Origin of the sequence: Primorskyibacter flagellatus (genome assembly GCF_048268605.1) — a bacterium.
In the GTDB taxonomy this organism is placed as follows: Bacteria; Pseudomonadota; Alphaproteobacteria; order Rhodobacterales; family Rhodobacteraceae; genus Primorskyibacter; species Primorskyibacter flagellatus.
This window is the reverse complement of record NZ_JBLWVF010000004.1, coordinates 35140-51511: the sequence shown is the minus strand read 5'-3', so window position 1 is coordinate 51511 and position 16372 is coordinate 35140. Positions and strand designations below refer to the sequence as shown.

Here is a 16372-nt window from a genome sequence, read left to right as displayed (position 1 = left end):
AACGTTGAAAGAGGAATTACATCACATGGAACCGGGAAAGAACATCGCCATCAAAGTGCCGATGCACCGCTGGGAAGAGACCGTGGCCTTCTACCGTGACAAAGTGGGCCTGACGGTCACCCGCGAGTTGGACAACAGCACGGGCTTCAATTTCGGCAGCTTAACCCTGTGGATCGACCGGGTGCCCCACCAGAGCCAGACGGATGTCTGGATCGAGCTGTTCGACGACGATCCGGACGCCGCACTGTCGCACCTGGGCAGCCCCTGCCGCGACGAGCTGGAACCGCTGACCAATGTCACTGGCCATTGGACATCAGACCCGGCCGGAACAGTGATCCTGCTGCGCCGCGAACAGATGGGGTGAGTGGTTAAATTAAAGCCACCACCCGGTTGTTTGCCGGGTGGTGGCGTTCGGATTGGACCGCAAGCGCGCGTCACTTGGTTTGCGCATCCTTGATCTGCACAAGCTGGATCAGGTTGCCGCATGTGTCATCAAGCACCGCCATGCGAACCGCGCCCGCATCTACCGGGGCCTGGGAGAAGCTGACACCGCTCACCGTCAGGCGATCGTAGGTGCTGGCCAGTTTGTTACCTGCAAGATAGCTTTCCGTATCGCCAAACTGCTCGGCCTTTCCTGCGCCGTATTCCAGCACAATCGCGATGTCCTGCACGAATTTGTTCTTCGGTGAATTGCCGCAATCGGGGCTACCGATGATCTCTGTCACATCTTCGTCCAGTATCGGCTTTGCGCCATCACTCTTGCGCCGGTTCGATCCGGTTCGCGATCAAAGGTGCCAGCCAATCGGGGCGGGACATGATCGACATATGCGTTGTGTCGGGGAGAACGGCAAGTTGAGCGCCGATCTTCCTGGCCATCTGCGCGGCGTGCTCGACAGGTATAAAATCGGTATCACTCAGCAAGCTTCTTTCCGAGGGGTTTTACGTTTCACCGTCGCGGGCCACGTCCGCTGCTGCGAAATGGGCCATTTGGTCAGCGTGAGCCTTTTCAAAGGCGGGTCGCGCACAGATTCGCGCCACATAGGCATCCGTTGCCGGATAGCTGCCAAGGCCGCGGACCCAAGGCAGGCGCAGAACATCCGCCATGATCAGATCGGCGGCGGTGAAACGCCCGGCGGCCAGCCAGTCACGCGCGGCAAACACACCCTCCAGCACGTCGAGACGTGAACGTAGCCAGTCTTCAAGCGGGTTCTCGGGCGGGTTCGACAATCCGACAAACCACCACGGCAGGCTGACCATCTCGACCGAGTTCAATGCCGCGATGACCCAAGTCAGCGTGTCCGCTTTCTCCGCTGCGTCCTGCGGCATCAGGACCTCGCTTTTCTCGGCAAGGTGCAACAGGCACGCACCGCTTTCAAAGAGGCGCAGGTCGCCATCCGTCAAGAACGGCACCTGCCTGAAAGGCTGATGGGCAAGGTGATCCGCCCCGCGATCCTCGAAAGGGACCGAGCGGACCTGATAGTCCAACCCCGCCTCCTCGCAAGCCCATCGCAACCGCAGATCCCGCACAAAGCCGCGCGGACCATCGGGCACCCAGTCAAAGGTCCAGATGGTAGGTACTGACGAATTGGCGCTCCCCATGGTTTAAGCCTTTTCCTCAACCAAGGGCGTGAAGCCGCCCCACATCATCCGCTTGCCATCGAAGGGCATATCCATGTCTTGCCAACGCGGATCGGTCTGCATGCTGGCACCGCACTTGTCATGCGTTTCCTTGTCGGGCCAGATGATCCAGGAAAAACAGACGGTTTCACCATCCTTCAATGCCACCGCGCGTTTAAAATCGGTATGTTCGCCTTCAGGAACATCATCGCCCCAAGCCTCTACGATCTGCAAGGCACCGTAGTCCTTGAACAATGGCCAGGCCTTTTGGGCACTTGCGATATAGGCTTCTTTGTTTTCATTCGGGACGGGGGTCAGGAATCCGGCAACATAGGTCATGGTGTCTCTCCTCTTTGCTTTTTGGCATACGCCAATCATTGACCATGACAGGGTGACCGCTTGGCTCTGATCACGGGCCCCATGCAGCGCCTCTTGTGAACTTGGGCTTGTGCATGTGGGTGGCATGACAGATTTGCCGACTCGCATGGTCGATCTGGACAGGCTAAAATATATGAGTTACAAAAAGCAACTATGAAGTTACAAAATACTACCAGTCGAGCAAAATCCCCCCACGGGCGCTGGTACGATGATGCCTGCGGCACCGCTTTCGGACTTGAGTTACTGGGCGAACGCTGGTCCTTACTGATCGTGCGCGAGTTGATGTTCGGGCCGCGCCGTTTCAGCGACATTCGCGCCAGCCTGCCGGGCCTCAGTGCCAAGGTGCTGACCGAACGGCTCGCGGGGCTTGAGGGCCATGGCGTGATCTTGCGTTCAACAGCGCCCGAACCGGTGCCGGCGCAGCTCTACGGCCTGACGGACTGGGGCTATGCGGCTGAACCGATCATCCAGGAACTCGGTCGCTGGGCCGCAGCTTCGCCATTGCATGACCCGACATTGCCCCTCTCGCCAGTGTCCTTCATGCTGTCGCTGAGAACGATGTTCAAAGCCGAGGCCGCGCAGGGGAGGACGGCCGTGGTTCAATTGACCATTGGCACCGCGCAATTTACGGCCCGCCTTGAAAACAGCGTCTTGCCTGTCACGCGGGGCGAGGTGGATGGGACCGATCTGCGTATCATTGCCCCTGCGGCACCGCCTTTGGCGGCAGTGTTTTATGGCAACGAGGCCCCCGAAACGGTTGGCGTTGAGATGATTGGCGATGCGGACCTGTGCCGCTGGTTCATCGATCTTTTCGAACTGCCCGCGCAATACACGACATAGCACCGCATCAGGATCAAAGCCCTCAGGCAAAAGGTGATCAACAGGGTTGTGCGGCACCTCGAGCGGTACGACGTCATATTCATTGATCACCTTGCTGTAGCCAGGATCGCAGCTTTCTGCGCAAGGGCGGAAATCCGTATTGATGGATCAAAGGCAAGAAGCTTGAGGCGGAGGACAGCCCCGAACCTTTCCTAAATGTGGAGATGGACGCCCAATAAATCGGTTGGCATAGCATCGTCAGAAACGGACGTCGGCGCGCTTGCAGCGGAGGGCGGTGCATTCCGAAACGGCCACTCGCGGCCTGCGTGGCAAAGGCCTGTGGCAGGCCCTTCTTGCAAAAATTCTACATCAGATATGAACGATGGCGAAACACGTCCGGCAGCATCTCTCTATCGAGCGCCAACTCTTCGCCTTGTTTGAGGATGAACGCTTTCTTGGGTTTCCGGTCCTCTCCCAGTTCAGGAAAATCTAGGGAAAGCCTCCAGCGATCGTCGAGGACATGTTCGGGGATCACATCACTCTTGCGGATGGAAAAAGGGGCCATCTCCGGTGTGAGACGGCCCCCGATATCTGATATTCAGCCGAAGCTCTGAAGCATCCCGCGTCCGACGAGGTTGATGTCGTCGGGATTGATCAGGTCCTTGCCGGTCCAGCCGGACAGGTCGTATTCGCCCATGCACTGGGACACGAAGCCTTGCAGGTTGGCGAGGTCGCCATTGGCAGTGGCATTCAACAGGGTCTCGATGCGGGTGTTTTCGTAGTTGCCCGCGTAATTGCGCTCGTAGAGCTCATGCCGGCCGCCGAACTCGGTGCCGATGGCATCCCAGAGCAGCTTGAGCAGCTTGACGCGGTCGATGGCCGCATAGCCGTTCGAGCCGCGCACGAAGCGGTCGAGATAGGGCCGGATCGCTTCGCTTTCGAAATCGGCCGCCGAGGAGGGCAGATAGATCAGCCCGGATGCAACATGGCGCTCGATCAACTCCTTGATCCGGCCATAGGCCATGGGCGCGAAGACCCGGTAGGCGAGGCCGACATTGGTGTTGGGCAGGTTGTAGCCGTCCGTGCCATCCCATGGGACCGGCGATTTCACCATGGCGTCGGACAGGCCATGGAAAAGGTTGCGCCAGGCCAGAACTTCTCCCACCGCGGTCTGCACGCCGCGGAAATCCTTGGACCCCGTCGCCTCGACTGCCATCGAGAACAGACCGGCGATGAAATCCAGCTTGACCGACAACCGGGTCAGCCCGTGCAGGGTAAAGCGGGGCACGAAGCCAGAGGCCGGGAAAAACTGGTTGATCTTGTCGGTGTCGCCGTAAACAAAGATGTTCTCCCAGGGCACCAGCACCTTGTCGAAGACGAGGATGGAATCGTTTTCGTCCATTCGCGAGGACAGCGGATAGTCGAACGGCGATCCGGTGGCGGCGGCGTTGAACTCATAGGACGACCGGGCGATCAGCTTGACACCTTCGGCGTCCATCGGCGCGGTAAAGATCAGGGCGAATTCCTTGTCCTTTACCGGGATGCCGTAATGGGCGATGAAATTGTAGTGGGTCAGTGCCGATCCGGTCGCCACCACCTTGGCACCCGAGACAATCAGCCCGGCGTCGGTTTCCTTCTCGACATGCATGAAGACGTCGCGGACCTCCTCGATCGCACGGTCGCGGTCGATCGGCGGGTTGACGATTGCGTGGTTCCAGTAGTCCAGCCGATTCTGGGTCTTCTTGTACCAGTTCAGCGCATTGCCGGCATACTCGCCGTAGAACCCGCTATTGGCACCCAGCGTGCCGAGGAAGGCGGCCTTGTAGTCGGGCGACCGGCCCATCCACCCGTAAGAGACTTTTTGCAGGTCGGCCACCGCGTCGCGGCTCTTGATCAGGTCCTCGCTGGTCTTCGAGCCCAGGAAAAACGGATGCGTGATATTGCCCGAGCCATTGTCGGCCTCAACCCCGATTACGTCCTTGCGCTCGTGGAACTTGTCGTACCAGCGCGCCACCATGCGGGCGGAATTGCGGAAGGCGGGGTGCTTGGTCACATCCTTCACGCGTTCACCATAGATATAGATCTCGCGGCTGTCCTGAATGCTTTCCAGAAACTCCTGTCCGGTGAAAGCCTCGGTCTTGGAACCGGGTGTGGCGTCTTTGGGCATGGTCTTTCTCCTCCGATGAAGCGACGGAACGGCCTGAGTGCCGCCCGACGATATGCCCTTACCCTGCGTCCGACACGGCCCGTGCCGCTAGGTATGACAGCATACCGTTCCGGGTATCGCCTCCTCGGGCCCGGTGCCGCTAATGTCATCCTAACCGGCAGAGGAGGCCGCCATGTTTGACCAACCCGACCTGACCCACTTTCACCGCGACGTGCCAACGCTTGGTGCCAGCGTCGTCACGCTGGGGGCGTTTGACGGTGTGCATTCCGGCCACCAGACGCTGATTTCCGGCACCGTGAAACGGGCGCGCGCTCTGGGCGTGCCCTCCGTGGTCTGCACCTTCGATCCGCCGCCCAAGGTTTTCTTCGGCCGCGCCACGCAGCTTTGCCCGCTGGCGGCGAAACTGGCCCGCATCTCGCCGCTGGGTCCCGACCATGTGGTGGTGTTTTCCTTCGACGAGGCGCTCCGCGCGCTCTCTCCCGCCGCATTCATGGCCCGGCTGGCCCTGCTGGGACCCCGCGAGATTCGAGTCGGTGGCGACTTTCGTTTCGGCGCGAAACAGGAAGGCGACATATCCCTGCTGGCCCGCCGGTTCGACGTTCATGTCCAACCCCCGGTGCGCTGCGCCGCCGGCGAGGTGGTGTCCTCGACCCGCATCCGCGGCCTGCTGGAACAAGGACTGACTGCCGCCGCGGCGACGCTGCTGCGTCCCGGCCTCAACCCGGAGACCTCCGCATGACCCAACTTGATCCCCGCCAGCTTCGCGATGCCTGCGGCCTGTTTGGCACCGGCGTCAACGTCATCGCCACGCGCCATGCCGATGGCGACCACGGCATGACCGCCAATGCCTTCATGTCGATCTCGCTTGACCCGCCGCTGATCTCGATCTCCATCGGGGAGCGCGCGAAAATCCTGCCACATCTGCGACAGACCGGCCGCTTCTCGGTCAGTACGCTCGCCGAAGGCTCCGAGCGGTTGGCCTGGCACTTCGCGGGACGGCCCGTCGAAGGCCTTGCCAATCCGTTCGACGATCTCGACCGCCTGCCGGTGATCCGAGGTGCGCTGGCGGCCTATGCCTGCGACATCGTCAACGAGGTGCAGGCCGGCGATCACACGATCTTCATCGGCCATGTCAGCCGACTGCTCACCGATCCCGGTGCGCGACCGCTGATCTTCTACAAGGGCCGCTTCGGCGTCATCGGCGGACAGGCCCCAGCACCGGAACTCTGCGATCCCATCGCCGAGGCGATCTGGTAACGCCCACGACATACGCAAAGGAGGAGAAACCCATGCGAAACATCACCCTGGACAACATCACCGAGGCCGTCACCGGCGCGATGAAACCCGATATTCCAGAACGCAACCGCGAGATCATGACCTCGGCGCTGAAGCATTTCCACGCTTTCGTAAAGGAGGTGAACCTGACCCACGGCGAATGGCTGGAGGGCTGCGAATGGATGCGCCGCGCGGGCGATATTTCAAGCGAGGCGCGCAACGAATTCATCCTGATCTGCGATATCCTCGGGGTCGAGGTTCTGGTCGACATGCTCGACAACCAGGTCACCGACGGCGAAAGCGAAAGCACCGTGCTGGGCCCGTTCTACCGCGAGAACCCGCCAGTCCTGCCCAAGGGCGCCAGCATCGTGCAAAAGGACTTCGAAGGTCAGAAAACCGTGCGCGTCTCGGGTCGTATCGTGGATACCAAGGGCGACCCCATCGAAGGCGTGCAAATCGACGTCTGGGAGGATGCGCCGAACGGGCTTTACGAACAGCAGGACCCTGAGCAGCCCGATTACAACCTGCGCGGCCGCTTCCTGACCGAGGCCGATGGCTCTTATGATTTCGTCGGCCTGCGCCCCGAGCCCTATCCGATCCCCTATGATGGGGCGGCCGGCGAACTGCTGAACTACATGGGCCACCACCCGATGCGCCCCGGCCACATTCACTTCATGATCTCGAAGCCAGGCTACAAGCCCTTGATCAGCCAGATCTACGACAGCGAGACCGAGTATCTCGACAACGATTCTGTCTTTGCCGTCAAAGAGAGCCTGATCGGTGACATGAAACCAGCGCCTGACGGGGCCGACACCGATCTGGTGATGCGCTTCGATTTCCGCCTCAAGCGCGATGCCGAGGCCCAGGCGGTGGCCGCCGAGTAACCTGTAATCTCGCCTCGCGGGCGTCCTTCGGGGCGTCCGCTTCTTTATCCCAAGGAGAACCCAATGGCGTATTCCACCGCCGAGGTCGTCGATACCGTGACGCAGGACCAGGACTTCATCAGCCGGACCGCCATCCGCGAGATCCGGGCCCAGATCGTTACCCTGCCCAGCATTCGTGCGCATCGGCTGTCCAACACCGAGTTCAGCAAGCGCGAGTTTGTGCTGGTCCGGGTGCGGCTGGCCAACGGAATCGAAGGCATCGGCGAGGCGGCGGTACTTGGCGGGCCCCGCTGGGCCGAAGAATCGGTGGAATCGATCCAGGCGGTGGTGACGCGCTATTTGTCACCCGCGCTGATTGGCTGTCCCGCCGCACGGCCCGCCGAGGTGGCAGCGCGCATGTCCCGGGCCGCCTTTCGCAACAATTCCGCCAAGGGGGCCATCGAGACGGCGACCTTCGATGCCCTCGCGCGGTCTCTCGACGTGTCCGTGACGACTCTCCTCGGCGGGGCATTGCGCGAGAGCGTGCCGGTGCTCTGGGCGCTGGCCTCGGGTGATGCCGACCAGGAGGTCGAGGAGGCCCGCGCCAAGCTGGCCACCCGTGAACACCGTGACTTCAAGATCAAGCTCGGCTTTGCCAGCCCCGAGGCCGACTTGCGCCGCCTGCAAAAATTGCGCGACGAGGTGCCGGAGATGCGCCGCCTGATCGTCGACGTGAATCAGGCGTGGAGCGAAGCCGACTGCCGCCGCTACCTGCCTATCTTGAAGGAATTGCAGGTCGACCTGATCGAACAACCGTTGCCCGGCGACGATTTCGAGGGCATGGCACGGGTGGCCGCGCAGAGCCCGATCCCCCTGATGGTCGACGAAGCCGCCTTTTCCCACCGCGAGATTACCCGCGCCGGCACCATGGGCTGCGGCAGCGTTTATTCGCTGAAACTGGTCAAGAGCGGCGGGCTTATGGCGCTGTCCCAGGCGGCAAGGGTCGCGGAAAGCAGCGGCATGGAGCTTTACGGCGGCTGCTTGCTGGAAGGTTCGATCGGGGCCGCGGCGCATCTGGCGGTCTTCGCCACGCTGCCACGTCTGCCTTGGGGATGCGAGCATTTCGGCCCGCGCCTGCATGTCTCGGAAATCGTGCGTGACCCGCTGGTGATCGAGGATTTCCACCTCCGCGTGCCGCAGGGGCCGGGCCTTGGCGTGCATCTCGACGAAGACCGCCTGCGCGATGCCCTGCGACCCTCGTAGGGCTTGTTCCATGCGGATGGGTGTCGGATGATGGCCGAGGGGAGGACGGCTATGGATTTCAGGCGATTGAGTTATTTCGTGGCAGTGGCCGAAGAACTGCATTTCGGCCGCGCCGCGACGCGCCTTGGCATCGCGCAGCCACCTCTCAGCCGCCAGATCGCGCAGCTCGAGTCCGACCTGGGCGTGTTGCTTTTCGACCGCTCCCGCAGCCAGATCCGCCGGACCCAGGCCGGAGATGCCCTGCTCAAGCGTGGGCGTGACATCATGGATCAGGTCGAGCGCGCCGAACGTGAGGTCCGGCGCATCGGTGAAGGCGCGGCGGGCCGGTTGCGCATCGCCTTTGTCGGCACCGCCAGCCACGGCGTCCTGCCAGAGCTGATCCGCGAGTTTCGCAATGCCTATCCCGACATCGAACTGGCGTTGTCGGCGATGAACAATGCCGAGCTGAAGACCGCCCTGATCGCGCGCCAGATCGATGTGGCCTTTGCCCGCCCGGCACTGGTCGACGACGAGATCCGGTGTTTCCCGTTCCACGAAGAACCGCTGATCTTGGCCGTTCCGGCCGAATCCGATCTGGCCCGCGCCGAGGTGCCGCGCCTGTCCGATTTGAAACGCGAGACTTTCGTGCTCTATCCGCGTCGTCCCCGGCCCAGCTTTGCCGATCAGATCCTCGACGTGTGCAAGAAGGAAGGCTTCATCCCCGCCAAGGAAGTCCTGGCCCAAGACTTCCAGACCGCGATCTCGCTGGTCTCGGTCGGGGTCGGGATTGCGCTGGTGCCGCGCTCGGTTTCGTTGTCGCCGCGACATGGGGTGGTCTACCGCGACTACGAGGGGCACAATCCGGGGACGACGATTTCCCTCGCCGTGCGGCAAGACAACCAAGGCATACATACCCAAAATTTCGCCACTCTTGCCAAGAGCTTTGCCCGCAAGATCCAGAAGGACGGCCGGTAATCACCGGGAAAAGGCGCGCCGGTGGCAGCGCGCCGAGTGGAAACCACTCTCAAGCCACGACCGGCTGGTGCAAGCCGAGAATAGCGCGGGTTTCGTAAGCGCTGGCGACCGGGCGTTCGTATCGCTCACAGAGCGTCACCGCCTTGGCCACCAGCGCCGCATTGGATGGTGCCAAGGTATGCCGGTCCAGCCTGACATTGTCCTCCAGTCCGGTGCGGACATGGCCCCCAGCCCGGATCGCCCAGTCGTTCAACTCGATCTGGTGCCGTCCGATGCCGGCGGCGCACCACGGCGCATCCGTGCCGAACAGGCGGTGCATCGTCCGCACATAGTAGTCGAAGACCTCTTGGTCGGCGGGCATGGCGTTCTGCACGCCCATCACGAACTGCACATAAGGACGGTCGCGCAGGCGGCCGTCCTGCCACATGCGATGAGCCATCAGGATATGCGACAGGTCGAAAGCCTCTATCTCGGGCCGCACCCCATGTGCGGCCATCTCCGCCGCCAGCCAGTCGACCAACTGAGGCGGGTTCTCGTAGACCCTGGTCGGGAAGTTGTTCGATCCGACCGAAAGCGAGGCCATGTCCGGCTTCAGCCGCAACATCCCGCCGCGCTCGTGGCCAGCGCCCGACCGGCCGCCGGTAGAGAACTGGACCAAGATTTCCGGGCAATGCTTGCGCAAACCCTCCAGCAGGCGCGCGAAACGCTCTGGGTCGGAACTTGGGGTGCCGTCAGGATTGCGCACATGGGCATGAACGATGCTCGCCCCTGCCTCATGCGCCGCCTGCGTGCTTTCCACTTGCTCCTCGATCGAGACAGGCACCGCCGGATTGTCAGATTTCTGCGGCAATGACCCCGTGATGGCCACACAGATGATGCAAGGATTGCTCATGCCGCGACCTCCTTGCCTGCCGTCATCCGCGCGAGGGCGTCGATGAAGAAGGGCCGAAACCCCTCGGGATGTTCGCTCATCGGGAAATGGCCGAGTTCGTCCATGACCGTGCAGGTCGCGCCGTGGATCGCCGCAGCGGTGCGTTCCGCGTCCTCCGGGGTACAGGTCAGGTCATAGGCACCGACCAGCAGATGCACCGGGGTCTGGCTGGTGTCGATCCGCGCCAGCCGTCCGATCAGGCTGTCGTCACGGGTGTAAAAGCTCAGGTCGCCGCGAAACACGCCCGGCCCGCTGGCCATGAACATCCAGAGCGTATTCCAGCGCTCGGCGTCGGGGGCATAGGGAGAAATATTGGCGGATACCAGCGCCGCCCCCATCTGTCCGCCATGCGCGTCGGGCCGGTCGAACCAGTCGATGTCATACCAGGCGGGCTGGAAATCCGATGCCTCTATGGCGATGAACCCGGCAAACCGTTCGGGATGCAGGGCCGCGAGTTGAAGGGCGATCCTTCCCCCCATGGAGCAGCCCGCAAGAACGGGGCGCTCAAGTTCAAGCGCCTCGCAGACCGCGAGCACCGTGGCGATGTAGGTCTCGGTGGTCAGCAGGTATTCTTCGCGCTCGAAACCCTGGGGAGGCAGCGACTTGCCATGCCAAGGCATGTCAAAAGCAATCAGCCGATGGTCGCGGGTCACCGCGGCATCGTTCATCAGGTGCCGCCATTGCCGGGTGTCCGCACCTGCCGTGTGCAGGCACAACACGGGACGGCCCGAACCGGCCTCTTCGAAATAGATCCGCTGGGCGCGGCCCTCGATCTCGACGGTCGCATAGCGTCCGGTGATGGGTTCAATGCTCATGCCGGCATCTCCTCGCGTCCGAGGGAGAGAAATTCCTTGAAGAAGCGCAGGTTCTTGACCAAGCACAGAATGTCACCGTCGATCCTTGCCCGGTCGATCTTGACCAGACCGAACAGGTCGTGGAAACCGGGCGTTGGCCGCGCCGTCCAATAGGCCCGCAGCGCCGCGGCGTCGGTCCGGATGGCAAAGCACCAGGCAATCTTGCGGCTGGGGCCGGGCTCTATGGCGACAAGCTCGCCCTTGTCGAAGTGAAGATAGTATTCCGCCTCATCCACCTGGAGTAGCACCGTTTCGGAAAACAGCCGCCCCAGCCTGACAAGATGCGGCGTCCGGGCCAGCGCCTGTTGCATCGCTTTAATTCTTTCGAGCACATCAATCTCCTTGATCAGTCCGACGACATGATCGCCTTTGCCCCCCGCCGCCACAATGCCGCGCCTGGTATTGCGCGATACCGCTGCGATCGTTCTTGTTCAGAGAAAGCACACGGCGCGAAAGGCTGAGCGCCTCGAAAACCCGCAATGTGACCGACTGAACCTCGACCGGCTGGTGCCGGTGGCATCGATCATCTGCAATTCTTGGTGCCGACAACGACGGCCAGCACTGCACCAATCCATATCGTAAGGTCGATGGGCCGAGGCGGCGTCCAGGGGAGGAAACACCGACGCCAGAGCCTTTCACTGTCATGGAAACATCTCGGCAAGTGCCTGCACCAAGGCAAGGGGCGCGATCCCGTTCGATGCGGCCTCTGAACTTACATGCAGTTTCTACATGACAATCAGGTGCGTGTTACGCACCGCCGGCGTCAGCGCGAGGCCCGGATGATCTGTTCAGGCCTTCACCGTTGCTCCCCCCCAAGGCATACGCCACCGGCCTCGAATACATCGGCACCGGGGCAGCGGATGGGCGATGGCGAGGAGCGGCACGCCTGAAGAGAAGCTCTGCCTCTGCCGCGCATTGAAATGCAGTCAGATCGCTTTCTGGTTCACCCGCCTTGACAGGTCCGCAACGCTTTCCTTTCGTTCGCTGTAGCGGTCGAGCAGGAAGTCCTTGTTGTCGCGTGTCAGAAGCGTGAACTTCATCAGCTCCTCCATGACATCGACCATCCGGTCGTAGAACGGCGAGGGTCTCATGCGGCCCGCGTCATCGAACTCCAGAAACGCCTTCGGGGTGGAGGATTGGTTCGGAATGGTCAGCAGACGCATCCAGCGGCCGAGGATGCGGAGTTGGTTCACGGCGTTGAAGCTCTGCGATCCGCCGCTGACCTGCATGACAGCCAGCGTCTTCCCTTGCGTCGGACGCACGCCGCCGAGAGAAAGCGGTATCCAGTCGATCTGGGTTTTCATGATGCCGGTCATCGCGCCGTGTCGTTCCGGCGAGCACCAGACCATGCCTTCGGACCAGGCGACCAGATCCCGCAGCTCCTGCACCTTCGGATGATCGGCGTCCGCGTCGTCCGGCAAGGGCAGACCGGAGGGCCGATAGGTGCGTGTTTCAGCCCCGAACCGCCTCAGGACGCGCGCGGCCTCTTCCGTCATCAGTCGACTGAAGGAACGCTCCCGCAGGGAGCCGTAAAGCAGCAGGATGCGCGGGGCGTGTGTTGCTCGTTCCGTTGGCAGCAAACGCTTCGCGTCGATTGGCGCGAAATGGCTTTCGTCTAGGTTCGGTGTGTCAGGCAAGGCGATTTCCTTCCGCGTCAATCAGTGGCGTACCATCCTCTTTCGCCATTGGACCCGGCGGCAGGTTGCCCAGCAGGTCGAGTACCGTCTCGCTCGGACGGCACAGGCGCACGCCCTTGGGCGAACAGACGATGGGACGGTTGACCAGAACGGGGTGTGCCAGCATCGCGGCGAGGATCGCGTCGTCGCTGACCGACGGATCGAGCAGCCCCAACTCTTCCGCCGGGGATTTTGTTGTCCGCAGCGCGGTGCGGGGTGTCAGGCCAGCGGCCGCGAAAAGCGCCAGAAGCTGGGGGCGGGTCCAGCCGGTTTCAAGATAGGGGATCACCACCGGCGTTGCGCCCGACGCCTCGATGATCGTCAGCACGTTGCGCGAGGTGCCGCATTCGGGGTTGTGATGGATGACGATGCTCACGACGCGCCCTCTTCCGCAGGAAACCAGTGTTTCGTCCGGTTGGCCAAGGCGACGAGAGACAGCATCACCGGCACTTCCACCAGCACGCCGACCACCGTGGCCAGTGCTGCCCCGGAGCCAAGACCGAACAGGCTGATGGCGACGGCGACAGCCAGTTCAAAGAAGTTGGACGTTCCGATCAGCGCGCAGGGCGCGGCCACGTTGAACGGGATGCCCCAGGCCCGTGCTGCACCGTAAGCGACAAAAAAGATGCCGTAGGACTGGATAAGCAGCGGGATGGCGATCAGAAAGATGACAAGCGGGCGGTCGAGGATCACCTCACCCTGGAAGCCGAAAAGCAACACGACCGTTACCAGCAACCCGATGATCGAGAAAGGCTGCACACGGGCCTTGAACGCATCCACCGCCGCCTCGCCCCCCTTGGCAACCAGGTTCCGGCGGGTCAAGTACCCCGCCAGCAGCGGAAGCATGACGTAGAGGCCGACCGACAGAAGCAGCGTGTCCCAAGGCACGACAATATCCGTCACTCCCAGAAGAAAGGCCACGATGGGGGCGAAGGCGAACACCATTACCACGTCGTTCACACTGACCTGCACAAGCGTATAGGTCGCGTCGCCGCGCGTCAGGTTCGACCAGACGAACACCATCGCCGTGCAGGGCGCGGCCCCCAACAGGATCACGCCCGCAAGATAGGCTTGCGCATCGTCCGGCGGGATCAGCCCGGCGAAGACGTGCTCGAAGAACAGCACGCCAAGCGCCGCCATAGTGAAGGGTTTGATCAGCCAGTTCACCACCAGCGTGACAACCAGCCCTTTCGGCCTGTCCCCGACGCGGGCGAGCGAGCCGAAGTCCACGCCGACCATCATCGGATAGACCATCGCCCAGATCAGGACCGCGACGGGCAGATTGACCGAAGCGACCTCCAGTGCGGCCAGAGCACCGAAGAGGCCCGGAAAAAGGTTGCCCAGCAGCAGTCCCGCCCCGATGGCAAGCGCCACCCAGACGGACAGCCAACGCTCGAAGGTTCCAAGACCCGCCGCAGCGGGAAGCGAAGTATCGGTCATGTCAAACTCTCAGGATTTCGGAATCAACCGGCCATCGGGTTCATGATCGCTTCCGCGATGATCGACCGGGCGGTATTGTGGGTGCAGGCAAACAGAACGTTATAGGGCTCGGTGGCCATGAAAATCTCCTAGCAGCAGGCGAGTTCGTTGATGACCGGCTGACACAGTTCGGGACGTCCGCCGCAGCAATCCTCCATCAGGAACGCCAGCAGGCCGCGCATTCCCTCCATGTCGGCGAAATAGCGGATACTGCGTCCTTCCCGCGCGCTACGGATCAGACCGGATCGGGCAAGAACGCCCAAGTTGGCCGACATCGTGTTCTGGCGTACCCCGAGGGTCTCGCCGATCTCGCCCGCCGACATGCCCGCGCCTCCGGCCTTGATCAGCAGGCGGAACACGTCGAGCCGGGTGGACTGGCTGAGGGCGGCAAAGGCGTCGAGTGCGCAATTCTTATCCATATATCATGTAGTATAGATATATAAATCGCAATTCAAGTGTCTTTCGTCGCAAACTGGCATGGCTTCTTCTGCGCTGACTGGCATCGGTGGTCGAGGCGGGCACGCGGTGTCGCCTCCATCATCGGCTTGCCCAGATACTGGCCAAGCGGTTCGCCGATGTCGCGCGCATCAACGACGATCAGGATTTGCGAGGATGGCGCTTTCATAGGGCACTGTCCCATTCGGTCTTTCGCTGTCGAATTTCGGTCATTTCATGCCAAGGTTAAACAGTACAAGATCGTGCAGGCTGCGTGCCGGTTCGAGCCGCGGACGGATCGCCCAGACCTGTTTCGGCAAGAATGGACGTTTCCGACCGATGATCCGGCCCTTGTTCCAGGCTTTGCGTTTCGGCGCGACTGCGGGAAGTTGGAGTCGGGGCATTGTTTGCCCTGCAATCCACCCTCCGAGCCCAGACATCAGCGCCGCGCTGACACTTCAGTATACTGGTTGTTTGAATGGCTGATGTCCGACGGCCTGTCGTTCGAGTATCGCCGCAGATGCATGGGACCGCCCTGAGCCCAGAATGTTGAATGCTGAGACAGTCAAGATTGGCAGCTTGTGCGGTCATGGTGGTCGCTTTAGGCTATCCTGTATGGCTTCGGGCTCTTTTGCAGATGCGTTCCGCACCGCTTGAACGGCCCGACTGGCACATGCGCGTGTCACATCTCAATTTCACTCATCAGGGAAGTTATTGCAATGAATGACCAAACGCCTCAGCCCCGCCTAACCGCAGCCGATTTCGACCAGGAGCTGCTGGACCTTTACGATTACTATGCGCACGGCAAAATTTCGAAACGGGAGTTTCTCGACCGTGCCGGCAAATGGGCCGTCGGTGGCCTGACGGCGGCCGCGATCCTTGGCACGCTTGCGCCCAATTACGCGCTGGCCCAGCAGGTGGCCGAAGATGACCCCGGCATCCACGGCGAAGACATCACCTATCCCAGCCCGAACGGAACGGGCGAGATCACGGCCTATCTGGTCCGACCAACGGAAATCGACCCCGACCGCCCGCCAGCCACCGTTCTGGTCGTCCACGAAAACCGCGGTCTGAACCCCTATATCCGCGATGTGGTGCGCCGCCTCGCAAAGGCGGGGTTCGTTGCCATGGGCCCCGATGGGCTTTCCTCGCTTGGCGGCTACCCGGGCAACGACGATGAAGGCCGCGATATGCAGCGAAGCCTCGATCAGGACGCGCTCCTGAACGATTTCTTCGCGGGTTTCGAGTATCTTCAGGCGCTTGACGGCACAAACGGCAAGGTGGGCGCGACCGGCTTCTGCTACGGGGGCGGTGTCGTGAACAAGCTGGCGGTCGCCTATCCCGAGATGGCGGCAGGCGTTCCCTTCTACGGCGCAGCCCCCGACAGCGGCCAAGTGGCCCGGATCGAGGCCCCGCTGATGATCCAGCTTGCCGCACTCGATCAGCGTATCAACGCCATGTGGCCGGACTACCAGAAAGCACTGGAAGAAGGCGACAAGCGGTACGAGGCGCATATCTACCCCGGCGTGAACCACGGTTTCCACAACGATACCACGCCGCGCTATGACGAACAGGCCGCCCGCCTTGCCGAAGAGCGCATGGTGGCCTGGTTCCGTACATACCTCGCCGGCTGAGCCAAATCGCGCCCGACATGCGGTGAA

22 protein-coding genes and 1 pseudogene are annotated in these 16372 nt (G+C 61.9%); 8 read left to right on the top strand and 15 right to left on the bottom strand.

The features are described from left to right. The first annotated feature begins 25 nt into the window (after positions 1–25). Positions 26–364, top strand: coding sequence for a hypothetical protein (locus ACN0WV_RS06610; protein WP_116599582.1), 339 nt, complete (start codon positions 26–28; stop codon positions 362–364). Positions 365–434: 70 nt separating this feature from the next. Here ACN0WV_RS06610 and ACN0WV_RS06605 read toward each other — a convergent pair whose 3' ends face one another. Genes ACN0WV_RS06605 through ACN0WV_RS06590 form a run of 4 tightly spaced genes read right to left on the bottom strand, consistent with a single transcriptional unit; the run spans position 435 to position 1956 of the window. Then, the gene (locus ACN0WV_RS06605; RefSeq protein WP_417604507.1) at positions 435–725 is read right to left on the bottom strand and encodes a VOC family protein; all 291 of its coding nucleotides are present in this window, start codon (positions 723–725) and stop codon (positions 435–437) included. A gap of 28 nt (positions 726–753) precedes the next feature. Beyond that, positions 754–921 (bottom strand): alpha/beta fold hydrolase, encoded by a 168-nt coding sequence (locus ACN0WV_RS06600; protein WP_417604506.1) that lies wholly within the window; start codon positions 919–921, stop codon positions 754–756. 18 nt (positions 922–939) lie between these two features. After that, positions 940–1599: a glutathione S-transferase family protein gene (locus ACN0WV_RS06595; RefSeq protein ID WP_417604504.1), complete on the bottom strand. Its 660-nt coding sequence runs from the start codon at positions 1597–1599 to the stop codon at positions 940–942. A gap of 3 nt (positions 1600–1602) precedes the next feature. After that, a complete protein-coding gene (locus ACN0WV_RS06590) occupies positions 1603–1956 on the bottom strand; it encodes a DUF1428 domain-containing protein (RefSeq protein ID WP_417604503.1) in 354 nt (117 codons plus the stop codon). Positions 1957–2148: 192 nt separating this feature from the next. On the opposite strand from ACN0WV_RS06590, the gene ACN0WV_RS06585 reads away from it, so the two are divergent. Then, the gene (locus ACN0WV_RS06585) at positions 2149–2835 is read left to right on the top strand and encodes a winged helix-turn-helix transcriptional regulator (protein WP_417604501.1); all 687 of its coding nucleotides are present in this window, start codon (positions 2149–2151) and stop codon (positions 2833–2835) included. A 343-nt stretch (positions 2836–3178) separates the two neighbouring features. On the opposite strand, the gene ACN0WV_RS06580 is transcribed toward ACN0WV_RS06585, so the two are convergent. Both ACN0WV_RS06580 and ACN0WV_RS06575 read right to left on the bottom strand, forming a co-directional pair. Next, positions 3179–3379 carry a hypothetical protein gene (locus ACN0WV_RS06580; RefSeq protein ID WP_417604499.1) on the bottom strand — a complete coding sequence of 67 codons (201 nt, stop codon included), beginning with the start codon at positions 3377–3379 and terminating at the stop codon, positions 3179–3181. Positions 3380–3412: 33 nt separating this feature from the next. Further along, a complete protein-coding gene (locus ACN0WV_RS06575) occupies positions 3413–4981 on the bottom strand; it encodes a 4-hydroxyphenylacetate 3-hydroxylase N-terminal domain-containing protein (RefSeq protein WP_417604497.1) in 1569 nt (522 codons plus the stop codon). Between the two features lie 172 nt (positions 4982–5153). On the opposite strand from ACN0WV_RS06575, the gene ACN0WV_RS06570 reads away from it, so the two are divergent. From ACN0WV_RS06570 to ACN0WV_RS06550, 5 genes are all read left to right on the top strand, one after another. Continuing rightward, positions 5154–5720 carry an FAD synthetase gene (locus ACN0WV_RS06570; RefSeq protein WP_417604495.1) on the top strand — a complete coding sequence of 189 codons (567 nt, stop codon included), beginning with the start codon at positions 5154–5156 and terminating at the stop codon, positions 5718–5720. Continuing rightward, entirely contained in the window at positions 5717–6238 is a 522-nt protein-coding gene (locus ACN0WV_RS06565) for a flavin reductase family protein (protein ID WP_116599575.1), read from the top strand. The genes ACN0WV_RS06570 and ACN0WV_RS06565 overlap by 4 nt, the downstream gene beginning before the upstream one ends. A gap of 32 nt (positions 6239–6270) precedes the next feature. Then, a complete protein-coding gene (locus ACN0WV_RS06560; RefSeq protein WP_417604494.1) occupies positions 6271–7140 on the top strand; it encodes a dioxygenase family protein in 870 nt (289 codons plus the stop codon). Positions 7141–7203: 63 nt separating this feature from the next. Continuing rightward, a complete protein-coding gene (locus ACN0WV_RS06555) occupies positions 7204–8382 on the top strand; it encodes a muconate/chloromuconate family cycloisomerase (RefSeq protein ID WP_417604492.1) in 1179 nt (392 codons plus the stop codon). Between the two features lie 51 nt (positions 8383–8433). Then, positions 8434–9336, top strand: a complete 903-nt coding sequence (locus ACN0WV_RS06550; RefSeq protein WP_417604491.1) for a LysR family transcriptional regulator — start codon at positions 8434–8436, stop codon at positions 9334–9336. A 49-nt stretch (positions 9337–9385) separates the two neighbouring features. On the opposite strand, the gene ACN0WV_RS06545 is transcribed toward ACN0WV_RS06550, so the two are convergent. The 9 genes and pseudogenes from ACN0WV_RS06545 to ACN0WV_RS06505 all read right to left on the bottom strand — a co-directional run. Further along, entirely contained in the window at positions 9386–10228 is an 843-nt protein-coding gene (locus ACN0WV_RS06545; RefSeq protein ID WP_417604489.1) for a 3-oxoadipate:acetyl-CoA acetyltransferase, read from the bottom strand. Next, positions 10225–11082, bottom strand: coding sequence for an alpha/beta fold hydrolase (locus ACN0WV_RS06540; protein ID WP_417604487.1), 858 nt, complete (start codon positions 11080–11082; stop codon positions 10225–10227). The genes ACN0WV_RS06545 and ACN0WV_RS06540 overlap by 4 nt, the downstream gene beginning before the upstream one ends. Continuing rightward, positions 11079–11453, bottom strand: coding sequence for a hypothetical protein (locus tag ACN0WV_RS06535; protein WP_417604486.1), 375 nt, complete (start codon positions 11451–11453; stop codon positions 11079–11081). The genes ACN0WV_RS06540 and ACN0WV_RS06535 overlap by 4 nt, the downstream gene beginning before the upstream one ends. 594 nt (positions 11454–12047) lie before the next feature. After that, complete coding sequence (gene arsH, locus ACN0WV_RS06530; protein WP_084353882.1) at positions 12048–12758, bottom strand: arsenical resistance protein ArsH; 711 nt, start codon at positions 12756–12758, stop codon at positions 12048–12050. Continuing rightward, positions 12751–13173, bottom strand: a complete 423-nt coding sequence (gene arsC, locus ACN0WV_RS06525; RefSeq protein WP_084353881.1) for an arsenate reductase (glutaredoxin) — start codon at positions 13171–13173, stop codon at positions 12751–12753. The genes arsH and arsC overlap by 8 nt, the downstream gene beginning before the upstream one ends. After that, a complete protein-coding gene (gene arsB, locus ACN0WV_RS06520; protein ID WP_417604483.1) occupies positions 13170–14237 on the bottom strand; it encodes an ACR3 family arsenite efflux transporter in 1068 nt (355 codons plus the stop codon). Before arsB ends, arsC begins: the two co-directional genes overlap by 4 nt. A gap of 128 nt (positions 14238–14365) precedes the next feature. Beyond that, complete coding sequence (locus ACN0WV_RS06515; RefSeq protein WP_417604481.1) at positions 14366–14695, bottom strand: ArsR/SmtB family transcription factor; 330 nt, start codon at positions 14693–14695, stop codon at positions 14366–14368. A 32-nt stretch (positions 14696–14727) separates the two neighbouring features. Next, complete coding sequence (locus tag ACN0WV_RS06510; RefSeq protein WP_417604480.1) at positions 14728–14901, bottom strand: hypothetical protein; 174 nt, start codon at positions 14899–14901, stop codon at positions 14728–14730. 46 nt (positions 14902–14947) lie between these two features. Then, positions 14948–15115: pseudogene (locus tag ACN0WV_RS06505) on the bottom strand (integrase); the annotation flags it as partial. Between the two features lie 315 nt (positions 15116–15430). On the opposite strand from ACN0WV_RS06505, the gene yghX reads away from it, so the two are divergent. After that, on the top strand, positions 15431–16345 hold the full coding sequence (gene yghX, locus ACN0WV_RS06500) for a YghX family hydrolase (protein ID WP_417604478.1): 915 nt from the start codon (positions 15431–15433) through the stop codon (positions 16343–16345). Positions 16346–16372: the final 27 nt, after the last annotated feature.